The organism is Pseudomonas sp. P1.8, from assembly GCF_001269805.1.
Taxonomy (GTDB): Bacteria; Pseudomonadota; Gammaproteobacteria; order Pseudomonadales; family Pseudomonadaceae; genus Aquipseudomonas.
The window spans coordinates 73,067-91,242 of sequence record NZ_LHVM01000017.1; the positions used below are offsets into that span (position 1 = coordinate 73,067).

General features: G+C 59.6%; 14 protein-coding genes. 6 read left to right on the forward strand and 8 right to left on the reverse strand.

The genetic code is table 11. The annotated features are described in order from the left end of the window. The first annotated feature begins 80 nt into the window (after nt 1-80). Entirely contained in the window at nt 81-584 is a 504-nt protein-coding gene (locus AD668_RS19740; protein ID WP_053161466.1) for a peptidylprolyl isomerase, read from the forward strand. Further along, the gene (locus tag AD668_RS19745) at nt 581-1,333 is read left to right on the forward strand and encodes a UDP-2,3-diacylglucosamine diphosphatase (protein WP_053161467.1); all 753 of its coding nucleotides are present in this window, start codon (nt 581-583) and stop codon (nt 1,331-1,333) included. Before AD668_RS19740 ends, AD668_RS19745 begins: the two co-directional genes overlap by 4 nt. A 110-nt stretch (nt 1,334-1,443) precedes the next feature. Here the strand turns inward: AD668_RS19745 and AD668_RS19750 are convergent, their stop codons facing one another. From AD668_RS19750 to AD668_RS19780, 7 genes are all read right to left on the reverse strand, one after another. Beyond that, nucleotides 1,444-2,976, reverse strand: coding sequence for a DHA2 family efflux MFS transporter permease subunit (locus AD668_RS19750; RefSeq protein WP_053161468.1), 1,533 nt, complete (start codon nt 2,974-2,976; stop codon nt 1,444-1,446). 187 nt (nt 2,977-3,163) lie between these two features. Then, nucleotides 3,164-4,366, reverse strand: a complete 1,203-nt coding sequence (locus tag AD668_RS19755) for an efflux RND transporter periplasmic adaptor subunit (RefSeq protein ID WP_053161469.1) — start codon at nt 4,364-4,366, stop codon at nt 3,164-3,166. 15 nt (nt 4,367-4,381) lie between these two features. Beyond that, nucleotides 4,382-5,851 carry an efflux transporter outer membrane subunit gene (locus tag AD668_RS19760; protein ID WP_053161470.1) on the reverse strand — a complete coding sequence of 490 codons (1,470 nt, stop codon included), beginning with the start codon at nt 5,849-5,851 and terminating at the stop codon, nt 4,382-4,384. Further along, on the reverse strand, nt 5,848-6,321 hold the full coding sequence (locus AD668_RS19765; RefSeq protein WP_053161471.1) for a MarR family winged helix-turn-helix transcriptional regulator: 474 nt from the start codon (nt 6,319-6,321) through the stop codon (nt 5,848-5,850). The genes AD668_RS19760 and AD668_RS19765 overlap by 4 nt, the downstream gene beginning before the upstream one ends. Before the next feature lie 207 nt (nt 6,322-6,528). Then, a complete protein-coding gene (locus AD668_RS19770; RefSeq protein ID WP_053161472.1) occupies nt 6,529-10,203 on the reverse strand; it encodes a translocation/assembly module TamB domain-containing protein in 3,675 nt (1,224 codons plus the stop codon). Then, nucleotides 10,200-11,927, reverse strand: a complete 1,728-nt coding sequence (locus AD668_RS19775; protein WP_053161473.1) for an autotransporter assembly complex family protein — start codon at nt 11,925-11,927, stop codon at nt 10,200-10,202. The genes AD668_RS19770 and AD668_RS19775 overlap by 4 nt, the downstream gene beginning before the upstream one ends. Before the next feature lie 77 nt (nt 11,928-12,004). Beyond that, a complete protein-coding gene (locus AD668_RS19780; protein ID WP_053161474.1) occupies nt 12,005-12,655 on the reverse strand; it encodes an N-acetyltransferase in 651 nt (216 codons plus the stop codon). A gap of 233 nt (nt 12,656-12,888) precedes the next feature. Between AD668_RS19780 and xthA the strand changes: the two genes are divergently transcribed. Together xthA and AD668_RS19790 are read left to right on the forward strand one after the other, a co-directional pair. Further along, nucleotides 12,889-13,701 (forward strand): exodeoxyribonuclease III, encoded by an 813-nt coding sequence (gene xthA / locus AD668_RS19785; protein WP_053161475.1) that lies wholly within the window; start codon nt 12,889-12,891, stop codon nt 13,699-13,701. Between the two features lie 140 nt (nt 13,702-13,841). Further along, a complete protein-coding gene (locus AD668_RS19790) occupies nt 13,842-15,182 on the forward strand; it encodes a substrate-binding domain-containing protein (protein ID WP_053161476.1) in 1,341 nt (446 codons plus the stop codon). A gap of 82 nt (nt 15,183-15,264) precedes the next feature. Here AD668_RS19790 and AD668_RS19795 read toward each other — a convergent pair whose 3' ends face one another. Further along, a complete protein-coding gene (locus AD668_RS19795) occupies nt 15,265-16,494 on the reverse strand; it encodes an acyl-CoA dehydrogenase (RefSeq protein ID WP_053161477.1) in 1,230 nt (409 codons plus the stop codon). Nucleotides 16,495-16,658: 164 nt separating this feature from the next. Between AD668_RS19795 and AD668_RS19800 the strand changes: the two genes are divergently transcribed. Both AD668_RS19800 and AD668_RS19805 read left to right on the forward strand, forming a co-directional pair. Then, nucleotides 16,659-17,594, forward strand: a complete 936-nt coding sequence (locus AD668_RS19800) for a LysR family transcriptional regulator (RefSeq protein ID WP_053161478.1) — start codon at nt 16,659-16,661, stop codon at nt 17,592-17,594. 149 nt (nt 17,595-17,743) lie between these two features. After that, a complete protein-coding gene (locus AD668_RS19805; protein WP_053161479.1) occupies nt 17,744-18,145 on the forward strand; it encodes a MerR family DNA-binding transcriptional regulator in 402 nt (133 codons plus the stop codon). Nucleotides 18,146-18,176 lie beyond the last annotated feature (31 nt).

Sequence of the window (18,176 nt, forward strand, 5' to 3'; positions counted from 1 at the left end):
CAGGCTGAACCGGTGGCGGGACGTGAGGTTCCAACACCACGAATTCCTTAAGTATGCTTCTCCTTAAAAGAGTGCTGATCATGACCCAAGTCAAACTGACTACCAACTTCGGCGACATCGTCCTCGAACTGAACGCCGACAAAGCCCCGATCACCGTGGCCAACTTCGTCGAGTACGTTAAAGCCGGTCACTACGAAAACACCGTTTTCCACCGTGTCATCGGTAACTTCATGGTCCAGGGCGGCGGCTTCGAGCCAGGCATGAAAGAAAAGAAAGACAAGCGCCCAAGCATCCAGAACGAAGCTGACAACGGTCTTTCCAACGACAAGTACACCGTTGCGATGGCCCGCACCATGGAGCCGCACTCGGCTTCCGCGCAGTTCTTCATCAACGTGGCCGACAACAGCTTCCTCAACCACAGCGGCAAGAACGTGCAGGGCTGGGGCTACGCGGTATTCGGCAAAGTGACTGCAGGCCAGGACGTTGTCGACAAGATCAAAGGCGTGGCCACCACCTCCAAGTCCGGCCACCAGGACGTACCAGCAGACGACGTGATCATCGAGAAAGCCGAGATCATTGAGTGATATTGCTGATTTCAGATTTACATCTGGAAGAGGAGCGCCCGGACATAACCCGGGCGTTTCTGGATTTGCTCGCCGGACGCGCCCGCTCGGCGAGTGCGCTGTACATTCTGGGCGACTTTTTCGAGGCGTGGATTGGCGACGACGCCATGACCCCTTTCCAGCGTTCCATCTGCCTGGCCCTGCGCGATTTGAGCGACAGCGGTACGGCCATTTTTCTGATGCACGGCAATCGTGACTTCATGCTCGGCAAGGCATTCTGCAAAGCGGCCGGCTGCACCCTGCTGAAGGACCCGAGTGTCGTGCAGTTCAACGGCGAACCTGTGCTGTTGATGCACGGTGACAGCCTTTGCACCCGCGACATCGGCTATATGAAGCTACGGCGTTACCTGCGTAACCCGATCACGCTGTTCATCCTGCGGCACTTGCCTTTGAGCACCCGCCATAAACTGGGCCGCAAGCTGCGCAGTGAAAGCCGTGCACAAGTACGGATGAAGGCCAATGACATCGTCGATGTCACGCCCGAAGAGATTCCGCGGATCATGCAGCAATACGGCGTGAAAACCCTGATCCACGGCCACACCCACCGCCCCGCCATTCACAAGTTGCAACTGGGCGAAGAGGCGGCACGGCGCATTGTGCTGGGAGATTGGGACAAGCAAGGTTGGGCGTTGCAGGTGGATGAGAGCGGATTTGCGTTGGCGCCGTTTGATTTCACTCCACCGCCGCAACTCACCGCACCGACAAACTAAAGCCACTAAAGCCAAACGCCCCCCCTGTAGGAGCCGGCTTGCTGGCGATTGCGCTGTGTCAGCTGCATCAATGGCATCTGACACATCGCAATCGCCTGATCGCGTTCGGCTCAATGTGCCGCGGAAGCCGCAGGCCCGGCCTTGGCGGTAAACGGCGGCTTGGCCAGCCACACAATCAGAATCAAGCCCATGAAGCCCCACCCGAGTAACGTGAAGTAATCCACGGTGGAGAGCATGTACGCCTGGCTGGTCAGCACATGGTCGAGTTGCGCATAGGCCTGATTGCCGGCCCCACCCAGTAAATTAAGGGCTTCGCGGGTCGCCGGCTCATAGGTGCTGATGCTTTCACTCATGTAAGCATGATGCTGGTCGGCCCGACGAATCCAGATCCACGTGGTCAACGACGCCGCGAAGCTGCCGCCCAAAGTTCGCAGGAAAGTCGCCAGGCCGGCGCCATCCGCGATCTGGTGCGGCGGCAAGTCGGACATCAGGATGCTCAGGGTTGGCATGAAGAACAACGCCACACCAATGCCCATGAACAACTGCACCAGGGCGATGTGCTGGTAGTCCACTTCATTGGTGAACTCGGCACGCATGAAGCAGCTCAGGCCAATCGCCAGAAACGCCACCCCGGCCAGCAGGCGCAGGTCGAACTTGTGCGCATACTTGCCGACGAATGGGGAAAGCAGTACCGGCAGAATCCCGATCGGCGCTACGGCCAGTCCGGCCCAGGTCGCGGTGTAACCCATCTGTGTTTGCAACCACTGCGGCAGAATCAGGTTGATACCGAAGAACCCCGCGTAACCCAGGACCAACACCAGCGTGCCGATGCGAAAGTTGCGATAGGCAAACAACCGCAAATTGACCACCGGATGGCGGTCGGTCATTTCCCAGATCACGAACACCGCCAGGGCGATCACCGAAATGGCCGCGCCGATGAGGATGAAGTTCGATTCGAACCAGTCCAGGTCGTTACCCTTGTCGAGGATCACCTGCAACGCCCCGACGCCGATGATCAGCGCGATCAAACCGACGTAGTCCATCGGCTGATAACGGGTCTCCACCGGCCGCGCCTTGAGCTGCGAGCGCACGACCAGGACCGCGAAAACGCCGATCGGCACGTTGATGAAGAAAATCCATGGCCAGCTGTAACTGTCGGTGATCCAGCCCCCGAGAATCGGACCGGCAATCGGCGCCACCACCGTGACCATCGCCAGCAACGCCAGGGCCATGCCACGCCTTGCCGGCGGATACACGGCAATCAGCAAGGTTTGGGTCATTGGATACATCGGCCCGGCGACCAGGCCCTGCAGCACGCGAAAGCCGATCAGCTCCGGCATCGAAGTGGAAATACCACACAGGAACGAGGCCAGTACAAACAGCACCGTGGCCCACAGAAACAGCTTCACCTCGCCGAAACGCCGGCTCAGCCAACCGGTCAGCGGCAGTGCGATGGCGTTGCTCACCGCGAACGAAGTAATGACCCAGGTGCCCTGCTCCGAACTCACGCCCAGGTTGCCGGAAATCGTCGGCAAAGCCACGTTGGCGATGGTGGTGTCGAGCACTTGCATGAAAGTGGCCAGCGACAGGCCAATGGTGGCGAGCACCAGGCTGGGCGGCGTGAAAGAGGCGTTATTGCTCATCGCGAATCCTTTGAAACAGGTCTGGCGCTGCCCCGATTGCCGGTGCAGCTGATCCTGTGGGAGCGAGCCTGCTCCGGGCGGCGTTCCGACGATTGCGTCGGTTCAGTCGACTTTGATGTTGAATGTCAGTCCGATATCGCGAGCAGGCTCGCTCCTACAGAGGTCGGGTTGATGGCGGATTGGCGAATCAGCGTTGCGCGGTCTTGCTGACGGCGGCGCTGTTGTCGTGGATCAGTTGCGCGATCATTGCGTCGGCCTCGACCAACTGACGGTCATAGATGCTGGTACTGAATGACGCCTTTTGCGGCGGCTGTTGTGCCAGCACCGGGCCGCTCTGATCGCGAAGGTTCACGTCAACCGTGGTCGACAGACCGACACGCAATGGATGTTTGGCCAGTTCCTCGGCATTCACATGAATTCGCACCGGTACACGCTGGACGATCTTGATCCAGTTCCCGGTAGCGTTCTGCGCCGGCAGCAAGGCGAACGCACTGCCGGTCCCGGCGCCGAGGCTGTCGATGGTGCCGCTGAATGTCACTTCGCTGCCGTACAGATCGGTTTCGATGTCCACGGGCTGGCCGATGCGCATGTCGCGCAGCTGAGTTTCCTTGAAGTTGGCGTCGATCCATAGCTGATCCAGCGGAATCACCGCCATCAGCGCCGTCCCCGGCTGCACGCGCTGACCGAGCTGCACCTTGCGTTTGGCCACGTAACCGGTGACCGGTGCGATCAAGGTGCTGCGGGCATTGTTCAGGTAGGCCTGACGCAATTGCGCCGCGGCGGCCATCACGTCAGGGTGCGAGGACACCACGGTATCGTCGACCAAAGCGCTGCTGGTCTTGAGCTTCTGCTGGGCATTGGTCAGTGCGTTTTGCGCCGAGGCCAGGTCATCGCGGGCGTGGGACAGCTCTTCCTGGGAAATCGCCCCGCCAGCCGCCAGGTTCTTCCGGCGACTGAAGTTGTCCTGCGCCTTCTGCACTTCGGCTTTCTGCGCGTTGACCTGGGCTTTCATGCCGTCGACATCGCTGTACAAACCGCGAACCTGACGCACCGTGCGGGCCAGATTGGCCTGGGCACTTTGCAAACCGACTTCAGCGTCGTTCGGGTCGAAATTCACAAGCACCTGGCCTTCATGCACCAGGTCGCCATCGTCAGCGCCGATGCTCACCACGGTACCGGTGACCAGCGGGGTGATCTCTACGACATTGCCGTTCACATAGGCGTCGTCGGTACTTTCGCTCCAGCGCCCGTAAAATTCGTGATAAGCCCAGACGCCCGCGCCGCCTAGCGCGACAACCACGGCAAGCGCCAGCAACATGAGCTTGCGCTTGCCCGAGTCGGGATTGGTCGGGGTGTTTTCCGGGGGTTGAGTTGTATCGGCGATGTCCATGAAAAATACCTTGAATTAGTGGCTCAGCGAGGCTGGCGAAGTGTTGGCAGAGGCAATGGTGTCGGGCGTAAAGCCGCCGCCCAAGGCCTGCATCAGTTGAATCGACAGATCGATCTGCTCGGCATTCAGGCTCGCCAGCTGACGCTGGGCCTGGAGCAATTGCTGTTCGATGCTGAGCACGTCCAGATAATTGCCGACGCCGGAACCGTAGCGCTGGACCACGGTGTTGTAGGAGTCCTGGGCGATGTTGGTGGCGTGCTGCTGGGCCGCGATTTGCCGACCGATATCACGCAACTGATTGATGCTGTCGCTGACATCGCCCAGCGCTCTCACCAGGCTTTTGTTGTACTGCGCGACCGCGAGGTCATAATCGGCATCCCGGGAATCGAGGTCGGCGCGCAAGCGTCCGCCATCGAAAATCGGCACGGAAATCGTCGGCGCGACATTAAAAAAGCGACTCGCCGAACCGAACATTGCATCGCCCAATAACGATTCGGCACCGGCGGCGGCGCTGAGGTTCAGGTTGGGATAGAACTGCGTTTTCCCGGCGTCGATGCTTTTGCTCGCCGCCTCGACTCGCCAACGTGCTGCCACCAGGTCCGGACGGCGACCGAGCAACTCGGCCGGGAGCACTGAAGGTAGCGCTACCGCACCTGGCTGAAGAATGTTTGGACGGGCTATTTCATTACCGCGATCCGGGCCTTTGCCGAGCAGCACAGCCAAGGCGATCTTCGCGCTGTTGAGGCGTTTTTCGGCGTCGATCAGATTGGCCTGAGAAGTGGCTTCCAGACTTTCGGTTTGTTGATATTGGTATTGGCTGTCGATCCCGGCGCGCAGGCGGCGCTGGCTCAAATCGAGCATTTGCCGGGTGCGTTTGAGGTCTTCGTTGGACAAGTCATAAACAATGTGTGCCTGGCCCAGATCGCTGTAGGCACGGGCGACATCGGCTGCCAGGGTCAATTGCGCGGCCTGTTGGTCGACTTCGGCGGCGCGCGCCTCGCCCAACGCAGCCTCCCACGCGTCACGCTGACCACCCCACAGGTCGAAGGTGTAGTTGAAGCCGGCGGAGATGTTGCGCACGGTGGCATAGGCATCGCCCTGGCCTCGTGGATCCTGATCCTTGGCGAACCGCGAACGGCTGACACCGGCGCTGGCATCCAGGGTCGGCATCCGTGCGGCATCGGCGGCATACGCGGCGGCACTGGCTTGATGGGCGCGGGCCTCGGCGATCTGCATATCAGGGCTGTCGCGCAGGGCCTCGCGGATCAGGCCGTCAAGTTGCGGATCACCCAGGCTTTTCCACCAGTCGCTTCTCGGCCATGCGGCGGGCGACAAGGTCACGCCGCTGAGGGATTGCCCGGCCTGGAGATTTTTCGCGTCGAGCCTCACCCCTTCGGTTTTCAGACCACTGTAACTGGCGCAACCGGCCAGGCTCATGGCCAACAACACCTGGCTCAGTCCGGTACGCAAGGTTTTACTACTCATTTGTTGCCTACCCGCTGCAGGGTGAGCGAGTCACCGGCGGCTACCAGAATTTTTTTCAGAATCGACTCCAGCGCTTCCAGTTCTTCGGCTGTGATGGCGACGGCCAGTTGATTCATGGCTTCGGCGCCGATGTGCGGCAGACGGTCGGCCAGCTTCAGCCCTTCCTTCGTGAGGACAAGCTGAACCTGACGGCGGTCCGCCTCGGAGCGTTGACGGACAAGGAAATTTTTCTGCTCCAGACGATCGAGCATGCGGGTCATCGAGCCGCTGTCCAGGGACAGATGACGGCACAGGTCGCCCGGTGAGTCGACGCCGTACTGGGCGATGATGATCAACACCTTGAACTGCGCGGCGGTGATGCCGTGGGGTTCCATGTGACTGTCGAGGATCCGGTCTTTCAACAGGGCAGCTCGGCCGAGCAACATGCCCAAATGGCAGTTCTTGAAGTCGTCGGGAGAGAAGTGATTCATTTGCTCACCTAATAACTGCCTAGGCAGTGAATGTATGAGCAGATGTTACTGCCTAGGCAGCTAATGTCAACGCAATAGTTAGCCTGCTTGGTAAATAGTTGACCAATGGAGTAGGAAATGCAAAAAGTCGCAGTCTTCGGCAGCTCCTACGGGGTTTTGTGTACCCCGTAGGAGCTGCCGAAGGCTGCGATTTTGATGTGAAGGCGGCTAGAAGTCCCGCTTGTAGAAAATGTCCAGCGAGCTGGCAATGCCACTGGCAGCTTCGAGATAAACCTTTTTGCTCAGTTTGTAACGCAGAGCAATGGTGTTGGCGGGTTCAAACACCCCGACGCCATAACGCAGGCTGAGCTTCTCGGAAATGTTGCCGCTGGCCACCACGCTGGTGGTATTGCCGCTCCCCTCGGTATCGAGCTGAAAGTCCTCGATCCCCAGATTCTTGGCTAGTCCTCCGGTCACCCCGGCACTGCCCATCAAGCCCAACCCGAGTGCCGCCTGCGCCAGCATGTTGTTGTCTTCACCGTTAGTGCTCAACGGACGGCCGAGCACCAGGTAGGACAACGCCTGCTCCTGGCTCATGGCCGGTTCGGAGAAAATCTGCGTGGTCGGTTGCTCGGCACTGCCGCTCAGGCGAATGCCGGCGATCACGTCGTCGGTCTGGCGTATCGCTTCGATGTCCAGGTACGGCTGATCAATCGGCCCGGCGAACAGCAGCCGCGCCCGACGTACCGAAAGCCGCTGCCCGTAGGCGCGATAACGACCGTCGTTGAGCCACAGTTCGCCACGGGTGTCCATGTTGTCGCCGATGTGGACATGCCCTTGGACATTGGCGGTCAGGCCGAACCCGGCGAAGCTCAGCTTCTCTTCGCCGACCACCACTTCAATGTCCATTTTCATCGCCAGCGGCGGCTTGCCCTCTTCGGTCTGCTGACCGACGATCACCGTGTCATCGGAGACTTTGACCGTCGAAGGCGGCAACTCGCGAATGGTGATGTCGCCCTTGGGTACCATCACTTTGCCGGCGATGGCCAACTCGTCACCCTTCATCGAAACTTTCAGGTCCGGTGCCACCTCCAGCTTGGCGTAAGGTTCCACCGTCACCGGCAACTGCGAGCCCTTGAGCGCCAGGTCCACCACCAGCGCCTGCCCCCAGGCGATGTTGCCGTTCAAGGTCCCCTGCCCGCTCTTACCGCTTTTCCAACCGCCGTTCAGTTGCACGTTTTCGCCGGCAATGAGCGCTTGCAGGTTGAGGTTTTTGAGCTCCATCGGCAACTCGGGGCCGGACACTTCGCCGTCGCTGAGTTGCAGGCTGCCATTGACCTGCGGCGCCAACAGACCACCGGAGATCGTACCGCTGCCATTCAAACGGCCCGTCAGTTTCTCGACCATGGGTACAAACGGCCGCGCCACCGACAGGTCCAGCCCATTCAAGCGGAATGAGCCCGACACCGGTTTGTTCTTGGGCAACGGATTGATCTGCGCCTGGACCATCAGTTCGCCGAGCTTGGCACCGGCGAAATTGAGGTCGGTGTCGATGCGTTTAGGCGTGAGCTTGCTGGTGAGCTTCAGGGTCTGGTACGGGAAATCGATCCACTGGTCTTTTTCCTTGATGCGCAACGTACCGCCACTGGCGTCGACGCTGATCAGGCCATTCGGGCCACCGGCCGGCAGGTCCAGTTGCAGGTCGGCATTGAGCCGACCCTGCCAGGTGAAATCCTTGGGCAGCCATTGCGCGAGGCTTTCGATAGGAAATTGCTTGAGGTGATAACGCAGCTTCGGCTCCGGCATCAGGCGCGAGTCTTCACCGCACAGGCTGGCCTGGCCGGATGCCCAGCAATGGGCGCCAAAGTTGATTTTACCGTCCGCCAGACGTTCGAGTTTCGCCGGGCCTTGCAGTTTCCAGTCCTGCCCGCCGGCCTGAATATCACCGCTGGCCAGGCGTCCGCGCCAGTTGCCTTTGTCCAGCGCGCCGTCGAGTCCCAAGGCCAGCTTCAGCTTCGGCCCTTGCAGGTCGAGGGCGAGTTTCTGGTTCTTGATGTCGCCCTGACCGCTGGCGGTCAACGTCCCCAGTGAAGTGTCCCCAGCCTGGATGCCGCTGCCCTTGAGGTCGATTTTCGCCCGTTGCGCACTGTCGAGGGTGGCGTCGAGGTTCAGGCTTTGCAGGCGATTGTCCTGAAAAACCAATTGAGTGCCCTGCAGCCCGAGCTTGCCTTGCGGTGCCTTGAGGCTCCCGGCGAGATCTACGCGGCCATTGATTTGGCCGCGAAGCTCGGGCCAGAGTTGCGCCAAACGCGTCAGCTTGATGTCGATCTGTCCGGCGAGTTTCTGTTGCAGGCTGCCCTTGCCGGTGATGCTGTTGTCACCGAGGCGAATTTGCAGTGCATTGAGGTTCCATTGCTCACCGGCCCCGTCCGCCTTGGCCTCGATCACTGCCGGTTGGCCGCGCAATTTGCCCTTCAGGTCCAGGTCGGCGTTAAGGCTGAGCTTCTCGTTTTTCATCTCGCCTTTACTGCGCAACGGCCCCGCCAGCGTGCCCGGAAGCTCCGCGACCCAGTACGCCGGGTTGATGGCCGACAGGTCCAGCGCGGCGTCCCAGGCAATGCCATCGGCGAATTGCAGGTTCAGGTGGCCTTCGGCTTTGCCCTGTCCGGCCTGGAGTTGAATCTGTTGCAGGTAGACCTTGGTCAGGTCTCCGGCAAACGGGCTCGCCAGGGTGAAGGCACCCGCCGGGCCATCCGCCACCGCGTCAAAATGACCAAGGTACTTGCCGTCGGTGTAGGAGACTTCACCGTTAAAGCGGCGCAACGCCACTTCCGGTTCATCGATCAGCGGATACAACCGGTGCCACGGGAAGTCCAGCCAGTCGATCTTCGCTTCGGCGCTCAGGCCTTTGCTCCAGTCCAGTTGCCCCGTGAGCTTGAGGCTTTGCTTGTCGTTGGCGGTCAGGTCCAGCGCGGCGATTTGTGCGCCGTTGGCGTCGACCTTGCCTTGCAGCACCAGCGCGACCGGGCCTTCCTCGGCGGGCAAACTCGCCTTGCCTTGCAGCGCGTAACCTTTTTTCAGGTCGCCGGCACCGGTCAGCTCCAGCTGATTGAGTTGCAGGGTGTCGGGCAGGTCGACGCTGGGCTTGAAGCCATCAGCGGTGATGCGTACCTTGGCCGGCAGGTTTTCAACCAGCGGTTGCAGCTCACCCGTCAGTTGCCCATTGAGGTAACCGCTGCTGTCGGCTTTCAGCTTCAGGGTTTTCAGCAAGTCGCCATCAACCTTGAGTGACAGTGCCCACGGTTCGGTGCCCGGTGCAGGCAGGGTCAGTTTGCCTTCAGCTTTGAGCGGCCAGTGGCCCGTCGGTTGCAACAGACCGGACAGGTTCAGGCTCAGTTCATCGCGCTGCAATTTCACTGAGTCGATCTGCAAGCCGTTGACCGTCCAATGCGCCGCCAGTTGCAAGCCCTTGAGCTGCTCGGTGCCATTGAACAACAGGCTGGCGACCTGGATGTCTCCCAGTTCGAGCGATACCGGCAAATTCAGATCCGGCAGCGTGATCGGCCCGCTACTGTCGTCTGCGGCACTCGGTGGAAATTGCAGGCTGACCTGATCGACCTTCAGCTGCTCGATGCACAGCGTCATGCGTGTCAGGCACAGCGGTGACCAGGCGAAAATGACCTTGTTCAGTTCAACCCGGCTGCTGTCCTGCTGCCACAGCACGCGGTCGGCGCTCCACTGTCCGCCCAATCGTCCCTGAAAGTTGTCCAGGCTCAAACCCGGCACGAAACCCAACGCCCAGCGGCTGCCCGTCGCCGTGCCCAGCACTGTGGCCAGGGTCAAAATGACCAGCGTCAGCAGCGCAAGAATCGCCAACAGCGTTACTTTCAAGCCACGATTCACAGCTCAGGCCCCATGGAAAAGTGCAATCGAATACCGCCATCGTCGTCCAGTGCATGGGCCAGGTCGAGGCGAATCGGCCCCACCGGTGACACCCAGCGCACGCCGATACCGACCCCGGTCTTGAGGTTCGGCAATTCAAGCGTATTAAAGGAGTTGCCTTGGTCGACGAACGTCGCGACCCGCCACTTTTCGGCGACGGAGTATTGATATTCCGCACTGGCGGCAACCATGTAACGGCCACCAATGCGGTCGCCTTCATTGTTTTCCGGCGACAGGCTTTGATAGTCGTAACCACGCACGCTCTGATCACCACCGGCGAAAAAGCGCAGTGAAGGTGGTATGGACTTGTAGCCATTGGTGGCGCTGCCGCCGATCTGGACGCGCCCGAGGAATCGGTGTTTATCGAACACTGTGGTCAACCCTTTGACTAGCGCCGTGCCGTAGAGCAGGTTGTTATCGGAGCCCAGTCCTTCCTTGGCCACTTTCGATTCGAACTGCAGGCGGTAGCCATTGTGCGGGTCGATGCGGTTGTCGCTTTTAAGGTACGAATAGCTCACACCCGGCATCAGCAAGGTACTGAGCCCCGAATCGTCGCCCAGTTTGTATTCTTCGCGCTGCCATTTGAGCGACACCACGCGCTGCCAACCGCTGGGCAACTTGCTGTGCCATTCAGGGCCGATCGTCAGCAGCTTGCTGAGGGTGTCAGTACCGGCGATTTCTTCATTCTGATAGCCACCGGCAAACCGCAGTTTGTCGGTCAGCGGCGGATCCAGCGGGATGTCATAGAACAGGCCGACGTTTTGCCGTGGCGCCGAGACTTCTGTTTCCCAGCCATAACTGTGCCCTTGCGGATTGACCCAGTGCCGGGTCCAGTTAGCCTTGACCCGCGGCCCGACGTCGGTGGAATAACCCAGCCCCAGGCCCATGGTCCGGGGTTTGCGGGTATCCAGTTCGACGTCCACCGGGATGACATTGTCTTTGGAGGCCGCAGGCGCCGCGTCCACACGCACACTTTCGAAGTAGCCGCTCGATTGCAGGTTCTGATTGAGCTCGGCGATCATTTCCGAGTCGTACGGCTCGCCGGCCTTGAACGGCACCATGCGTTGCAGCAGGTCTTCGTCGAACGGCGTGTCGCCCTTGAACCCGACTTTGCCGAAGGCATAGCGCGGGCCGCTGTCGTAGATCAGCTCGATATCGGCCACACCGGCTCGTGGATCGACCGATAATTTTGAACGGGTGAAATGGCCGCTGAAGAAGCCGTAGCGCGAAGCCTGGTTCTGGATCAGCCGCTTGGCATCTTCGTAATGCCCGTGATTGAGCACCGCTCCCGGTTTGAGCGCCTCGCTCTTGGGCACGCGGAAGGTTTTGAGGGAGGCCGCAGGACCATCGATGCGTATTGTGACGTTGCGCAAATGCACCGGTTCGCCCGGGTCGATGGTCAGTATCAGGCGCGGCTTCTCGCCGCCCTTCACATTACTGTCAATGTGCGGCTGGTAGTAGCCCAAGGCCTGGGCGGCCTTGCGCGCCTGTTCCTCGGCGCCGCGACTGAAGCGCTGCAAGGCTTCTTCGTCACGATCGCCGAGGCTGCCGATATAGCCCTCTATATTGGCCTTCAGTTCATCGTTGGACGGTTTGATCCGCACATCCAATTCACTTTGCGCCAGTGCCGTGCAGCTGGAAATCAGCATCAGCACGCCACTGGTAATTCTTCCTGGAAACTTCATAGGCGCGGATGCTATCACGAGCATGATTGATGAACACGGGAGCGTGATAGAGCCTGCTTTGCGCGGAAAGTTCGGTGCTAAGCCGTTGCGCTATGTAACACCTGCGGATTGGGGTGAAAAAACACGTGCTCGCGGATCGGCCCTATCGCCACTTCGCCAATTTCCTCGTAACCCTGACGCTTGTAGAATTCCAGGTAGCGAGGGTTGCCGGTGTCGAGGATCACGCCTTGCGAGTTTTCATCCACGGCGCACCAGTTGTGCACGGCTTGTAACAATTGCTCTCCGAAATGCTTGCCCTGAAATTGTGGATGCACGCCCAGCAACGGCAGAACGTGTACCGAGTCGTTCGGTACGCACGCCGCCACATCATCGTGATATTCAAGGTAGCGTCGCGTGCATCGAAAACCGGTACTGAGCACCATGCGCAGACGCCAGGCCCAACTTTCAGTGATACCCAGGCGGCGTTGCGGCGGTGCAATCAGAGCGATGCCGATCAAGCGATCATTGACCAACAGGCCGATGGCCGGCAGATCCTGGAGAAAATGCTGCGTGACCAGTTCGCGCACAGTCGCGCGAACCCGCTGTTCATAACCGGGGCGTTCGGCTTCGAACAGATAGGCGAACGTCGGCTCGTGTCGGTAGGCCTGATACAACAGGGAGCGTGCTTCGCGGGCGTAGCCGCTGTCGAGCATATGTATATCGGCAATGGTGGTAGAGGTTTCGGGCATGACGGTCGTTCTCCCCGGCACAGCTCGGGTGGCTGCGCTCTTGTTGTTACGAGCTCATTTGGGCGCACACAGTTCCTTGCGGATCGGGATTGAGTGTAGGCAATGAAATCGCCTACGCGAGCAAGCTCGCTGCCAATACATCGCTGACAGACATAGTCCAATCCCCTCACCCCAACACTGGCCCGATTCCTACATGTCAGCTAGCATCGCCCTTTTTGCCAGGACTGCCGACCATGAAGATCGTCTCCTTCAACATCAACGGGCTGCGCGCCCGTCCCCATCAGTTGGCGGCGCTGATCGAAAAACATCAGCCCGACGTGATCGGGTTGCAGGAAACCAAAGTCCACGACGAACAGTTCCCGCTGGCCGAGGTTCAGGCGCTGGGCTATCACGTGTATTTCCACGGGCAAAAAGGCCATTACGGCGTCGCTCTGCTCTCGCGCCAGGAACCGCTGGCCCTGCACAAAGGTTTCGCCACCGATGAAGAAGACGCCCAACGGCGTTTCATCTGGGGCACTTTCGCCGACGCCAATGGCGTGCCGGTGACGATCATGAACGGTTATTTCCCACAGGGAGAAAGCCGCGACCATCCGACCAAATTTCCGGCCAAGCAACGCTTTTACAGCGACTTGCAGCAATTGCTGGAGAGCCAGTTCAAAAACGAGCAACCACTGGTGGTCATGGGCGACGTGAATATCTCCCCGGAAGACTGCGACATCGGAATCGGCCCGGACAACATGAAGCGCTGGCTGAAAACCGGCAAGTGCAGCTTTCTGCCGGAAGAGCGCGAGTGGATGGCGCGCCTGAAGAATTGGGGCCTGACTGACAGCTTCCGGCATTTGAACCCGCAAGTGGCTGATGTCTTCAGCTGGTTCGACTACCGCAGCCGTGGTTTTGAGGACGAACCCAAGCGCGGGCTGCGTATCGACGTGATCCTCGCGTCCCACGGCCTGTTACCGCGGGTCAAGGCGGCCGGTGTCGACTACGAACTGCGCGGCATGGAAAAACCTTCGGATCATGCACCGATCTGGCTTGAATTGAGCTGAAAAGCAAAAGATCGCAGCCTGTGGCAGCTCCGAGATATTCCTGTAGGAGCGGCCACAAGCTGCGATCTTTTGACTGTCATCTTTTAGCAACCTCACTGACTTAATCTCCCGGCACCTCCTTTGGCTATTAAGGTGCCGGCATGATGCTGCGCGTGTTGTTCCTGTTGACCCTCAGCCTTGGCCTGTTGCCAGTGGTCTCGGCTGACAATTTGCCGATCCCCGAACACGGTCCGGTGCTGCGCATTCAGGGTTCCAACACCATCGGCGCGGCGCTGGGTCCGGCGCTGGTCGAGGGAATGATGCGTGAGCAGGGTCTGCGCAATATTCATCGCAACCTCACGGACACGACCAACGAACTGCATGTCGTGGGTGAAACCGGACAAGGCCGCCAAGTCATCGTGGAAGTGGCGGCCCACGGTTCCAGCACCGGCTTCACCGCACTGAAAACCGGCACGGCCGATCTCGCCACCTCATCGCGCTCAATCAAGGACAGCGAACTGGCCAGCCTCGAACCCCTGGGCGATCTGAAGAACTCCACGGCCGAACAGGTCATCGCCATCGACGGCCTGGCGATCATCCTTCATCCGGACAATCCGCTGAATCAACTCGACACCCTGCAATTGGCGCGTATCTTCAGTGGCGACGCCAAGACCTGGGAAGAAGTCGGCGGACACGGTGGGATGATTCATCTGTATGCACGGGATGATCAGTCCGGCACCTACGACACGTTCAAGGATCTGGTCCTCAACAGCCGTGGAAAAACGCTGAGCAGCACCGCCAAGCGCTTCGAATCCAGCGAACAACTGTCCGACTCTGTCAGCGCTGACCCGCAAGGCATCGGTTTTATCGGCCTGCCCTACGTGCGCCAAGCCAAAGCCGTGGCCATCGTCGACGGTCAATCGCAAGCCATGCTGCCACTCGACAGCCTGATCGCCACAGAAGACTACCCGCTGTCCCGACGCTTGTTCTTTTACCTGCCACCGACGGGGAAAAATCCCTGGGCCCAAGCACTGGTGGCCTACGCCCAAAGCAGCCAGGGGCAAGCGATCGTCGCCGCCAACGGGTTTGTTGCCCAGACCGTCCAGGCCATGGCCGTCACGCCAAATGCGTTGATGCCAGAGGGGTATCAGGCTCTGAGTCGCCATGCCCAGCGTTTGTCGGTAAATTTTCGCTTCGAAGAAGGCAGCGCCAGTCTGGACAACAAGGCCCGGCAAGACCTGTCGCGCGTACTCGACTATATAAAGCAGCACGGCAAAACGGCTGGGCAAGTGACGCTGGTAGGGTTCGGCGATGCCAAGAGCGACCCCGCACGTGCCGATCTGCTGTCAAAACTGCGGGCCATGGCGGTACGGCGGGAACTGGTGAAAGACGGCGTGGTGTTTCGTGAGATTCGTGGATTCGGCGCCGAAATGCCGGTGGCTGCCAATAGCGAAGATGAGGGGCGGATCAAGAATCGGCGGGTTGAGGTTTGGGTGTATTGAAAAGATCGCAACCTTCGGCAATTCCTACAGTTGCATGCGTATCCTGTAGGAGCTGCCGAAGGCTGCGATCTTTTAGCTTTTCTTAATGCCCGCTGCGCATCATCTCTTTGGGCACATATTTGCCGATTTCAAATTTGCCGATGGCAGCACGGTGCACTTCGTCCGGGCCGTCGGCCAGGCGCAGGGTGCGCTGCATCGCATACATGTAGGCCAGCGGAAAATCGTTGGAAACCCCTGCCCCGCCATGCATCTGGATCGCCCGGTCGATAACCCGCAAGGCCACGTTCGGCGCCACGACCTTGATCTGTGCGATTTCGCTCTTGGCCACTTTGTTGCCCACGGTGTCCATCATGTACGCCGCTTTCAATGTCAGCAGGCGCGCCATGTCGATCTCCATCCGCGAGTCGGCGATCTTGTCGATGTTACCGCCCAGGCGTGCCAGAGGCTTGCCGAACGCTGTGCGGTTCACCGAGCGTTTGCACATCAGTTCCAGTGCGCGTTCGGCCATGCCGATCGAACGCATGCAGTGGTGAATCCGGCCCGGGCCAAGGCGACCTTGAGCGATTTCGAAACCACGTCCTTCACCCAACAGGACGTTTTCGTACGGCACCCGGACATTTTCAAAGTGCACTTCGGCGTGACCGTGAGGTGCATCGTCATAACCGAACACTGGAAGCGGGCGCACGATCTTCACGCCGGGGGCATCCACCGGCACCAGAATCATCGAGTGCTGGGCGTGGCGCGGCGCATCCGGGTTGCTCAGGCCCATGAAGATCAGGATTTTGCAGCGCGGGTCGCACGCACCTGAGGTCCACCATTTCTTGCCGTTGATCACCCACTCATCGCCATCGCGCACGGCACGGGCGGCCATGTTGGTGGCGTCGGAGGACGCAACGTCCGGTTCGGTCATGGCGAAGGCCGAGCGGATCTCGCCCCGCAGCAAGGGTTCGAGCCAGCGTTGTTTCTGCTCTTCATTGGCATAACGCACCAGCACTTCCATGTTGCCGGTGTCCGGCGCCGAGCAGTTGAACGGCTCAGGCCCCAACAGCGAGCGGCCCATGATTTCCGCCAACGGCGCATATTCAAGGTTGGTCAGGCCAGCACCGAGCTCGGACTCAGGCAGAAACAAATTCCACAGGCCTTCAGCCTTGGCCTTGAGTTTGAGTTCTTCCATGATCGCGGTCGGCTGCCAGCGATCGCCTTCAGCGACCTGACGCTCGAACACGGCTTCAGCGGGATAAACGTAGTTGTCCATGAACGCTGTCACGCGCTCACGCAGTTCCTGAACCTTGGGCGAATAAGCGAAATCCATGAGCGAGATACCTTCTTGGGGGAGGTTGTTTAGGTCATGTATCGATGCTAGAACAGCGTTGATAATTTACCTAGCCTATTCTCGGCGTGTATAAACATTCATCACCGATATATGATCGGCTGATCTACAAGAGCAGCCCGCCCACACAATAAGAGTGCCGCGTAATGAATCTGAGCAAGGTCGACCTCAACCTTTTCATCGTCTTCGACGCGATCTACACCGAAGCGAATCTGACCCGTGCCGGGCAGATCGTGGGCATCACCCAGCCAGCGGTCTCGAACGCTCTGGCCCGCCTGCGCGAGACCTTCAACGACCCGCTGTTCGTGCGCACAGCCCAGGGCATGGTGCCTACACCGATGGCACAGAACATCATCGGCCCGGTGCGAAACGCCCTTTCGCTGCTTCGAATCTCCGTGCAGGAAAGCCGCATATTCAACCCGCAACAGGCGAACAAGACCTACCGCATCAGCATGACCGACCTTACCGAAGCGGTGATCCTGCCGCCGCTGTTCCAGCGACTGCGCCGCCTCGCACCAACGGTGATCATCGAAAGCTTCCTGTCCAAGCGTCGCGAGACGACCAAGGAACTGGCAGCCGGCCGCCTCGATTTCGCCGTGGATGCCCCCCTCAATACCGACCCGCAAGTGCGCCACGTCAAGTTGATGGAAGACCGCTACGTGTGCGCCATGCGCAAGGGGCACCCGCTGGCGGCCAAGGAAAAGCTTACCCTCGACGACTACCTGGGGCTGACGCACATCCATATTTCCAGCCGTCGCAGCGGCCTCGGCTATGTTGACCTGGCGCTGGGCAAAATGGGCATCCAGCGCAAGATCGCCCTGCGCTCCCAGCATTACTTGATGGCCTCCCAGGTGATGCAGCAGACAGACATGGTCATGACCGTGCCGGAACGTTTTGCCCGTCGTAACGATTTGCACGCCTTCAATCTGCCGGTCAACGATGTGCCGCCGGTGGAAACCCACCTCTACTGGCACGAAAGCACCGACCAGGATCCAGCCAACCGCTGGATGCGCGAGCAGATGATCGAGTTGTGCCAGCAGGTGACGGCGCATGAGAAGAAGTTCGACGCTAAAATGGTGTAAAGCCATTCAAAAGATCGCAGCCTGCGGCAGCTCCTACACGGATACGCATTTTCCTGTAGGAGCTGCCGCAGGCTGCGATCCTTTTCGCCCCTTGACGTAAACGTCAACCTGCCATTAGCTTAGCGCCATGACCTTCAGTGAGCGCTTCCATGAGCAGTCAGACCTACAGCATTTCCGACCTCGCCCGCGAGCTCGACATCACCACTCGCGCCATTCGCTTTTATGAAGAGCAAGGCCTGCTCAGTCCTGAGCGCCGTGGTCAGGAACGCATCTACTCGCCCCGTGACAAGGTCAGCCTGAAACTGATCCTGCGGGGCAAGCGCATCGGCTTCTCGTTGGCCGAATGCCGCGAATTGATCGAGCTTTACGACCCGTCCAGCGGTAACACCAAGCAGTTGCACAGCATGCTGGGAAAAATCAGCGAGCGCCGGGAACAGCTGGAACAGCAGTTGCTGGACATCGAGCAGATGAAGCTGGAACTGGATACGGCGGAAGAGCGCTGCGTGCAGGCGTTGGAACAGACGCTCAAAAGCCAGGAAGTCATTCAGTAAAATCCGCCCCCTGTAGGAGCGAGCCTGCTCG

Excerpts from the sequence above, each read along its gene's own strand:
- xthA (WP_053161475.1), top strand. The coding sequence starts at position 12,889 with ATGAAGATCGTCTCCTTCAACATCAACGGGCTGCGCGCCCGTCCCCAT.
- AD668_RS19795 (WP_053161477.1), bottom strand. The coding sequence starts at position 16,494 with ATGGATTTCGCTTATTCGCCCAAGGTTCAGGAACTGCGTGAGCGCGTG.
- AD668_RS19740 (WP_053161466.1), top strand. The coding sequence starts at position 81 with ATGACCCAAGTCAAACTGACTACCAACTTCGGCGACATCGTCCTCGAA.
- AD668_RS19800 (WP_053161478.1), top strand. The coding sequence starts at position 16,659 with ATGAATCTGAGCAAGGTCGACCTCAACCTTTTCATCGTCTTCGACGCG.
- AD668_RS19760 (WP_053161470.1), bottom strand. The coding sequence starts at position 5,851 with ATGAGTAGTAAAACCTTGCGTACCGGACTGAGCCAGGTGTTGTTGGCC.
- AD668_RS19750 (WP_053161468.1), bottom strand. The coding sequence starts at position 2,976 with ATGAGCAATAACGCCTCTTTCACGCCGCCCAGCCTGGTGCTCGCCACC.
- AD668_RS19775 (WP_053161473.1), bottom strand. The coding sequence starts at position 11,927 with ATGAAGTTTCCAGGAAGAATTACCAGTGGCGTGCTGATGCTGATTTCC.
- AD668_RS19765 (WP_053161471.1), bottom strand. The coding sequence starts at position 6,321 with ATGAATCACTTCTCTCCCGACGACTTCAAGAACTGCCATTTGGGCATG.
- AD668_RS19805 (WP_053161479.1), top strand. The coding sequence starts at position 17,744 with ATGAGCAGTCAGACCTACAGCATTTCCGACCTCGCCCGCGAGCTCGAC.
- AD668_RS19790 (WP_053161476.1), top strand. The coding sequence starts at position 13,842 with ATGATGCTGCGCGTGTTGTTCCTGTTGACCCTCAGCCTTGGCCTGTTG.
- AD668_RS19755 (WP_053161469.1), bottom strand. The coding sequence starts at position 4,366 with ATGGACATCGCCGATACAACTCAACCCCCGGAAAACACCCCGACCAAT.
- AD668_RS19780 (WP_053161474.1), bottom strand. The coding sequence starts at position 12,655 with ATGCCCGAAACCTCTACCACCATTGCCGATATACATATGCTCGACAGC.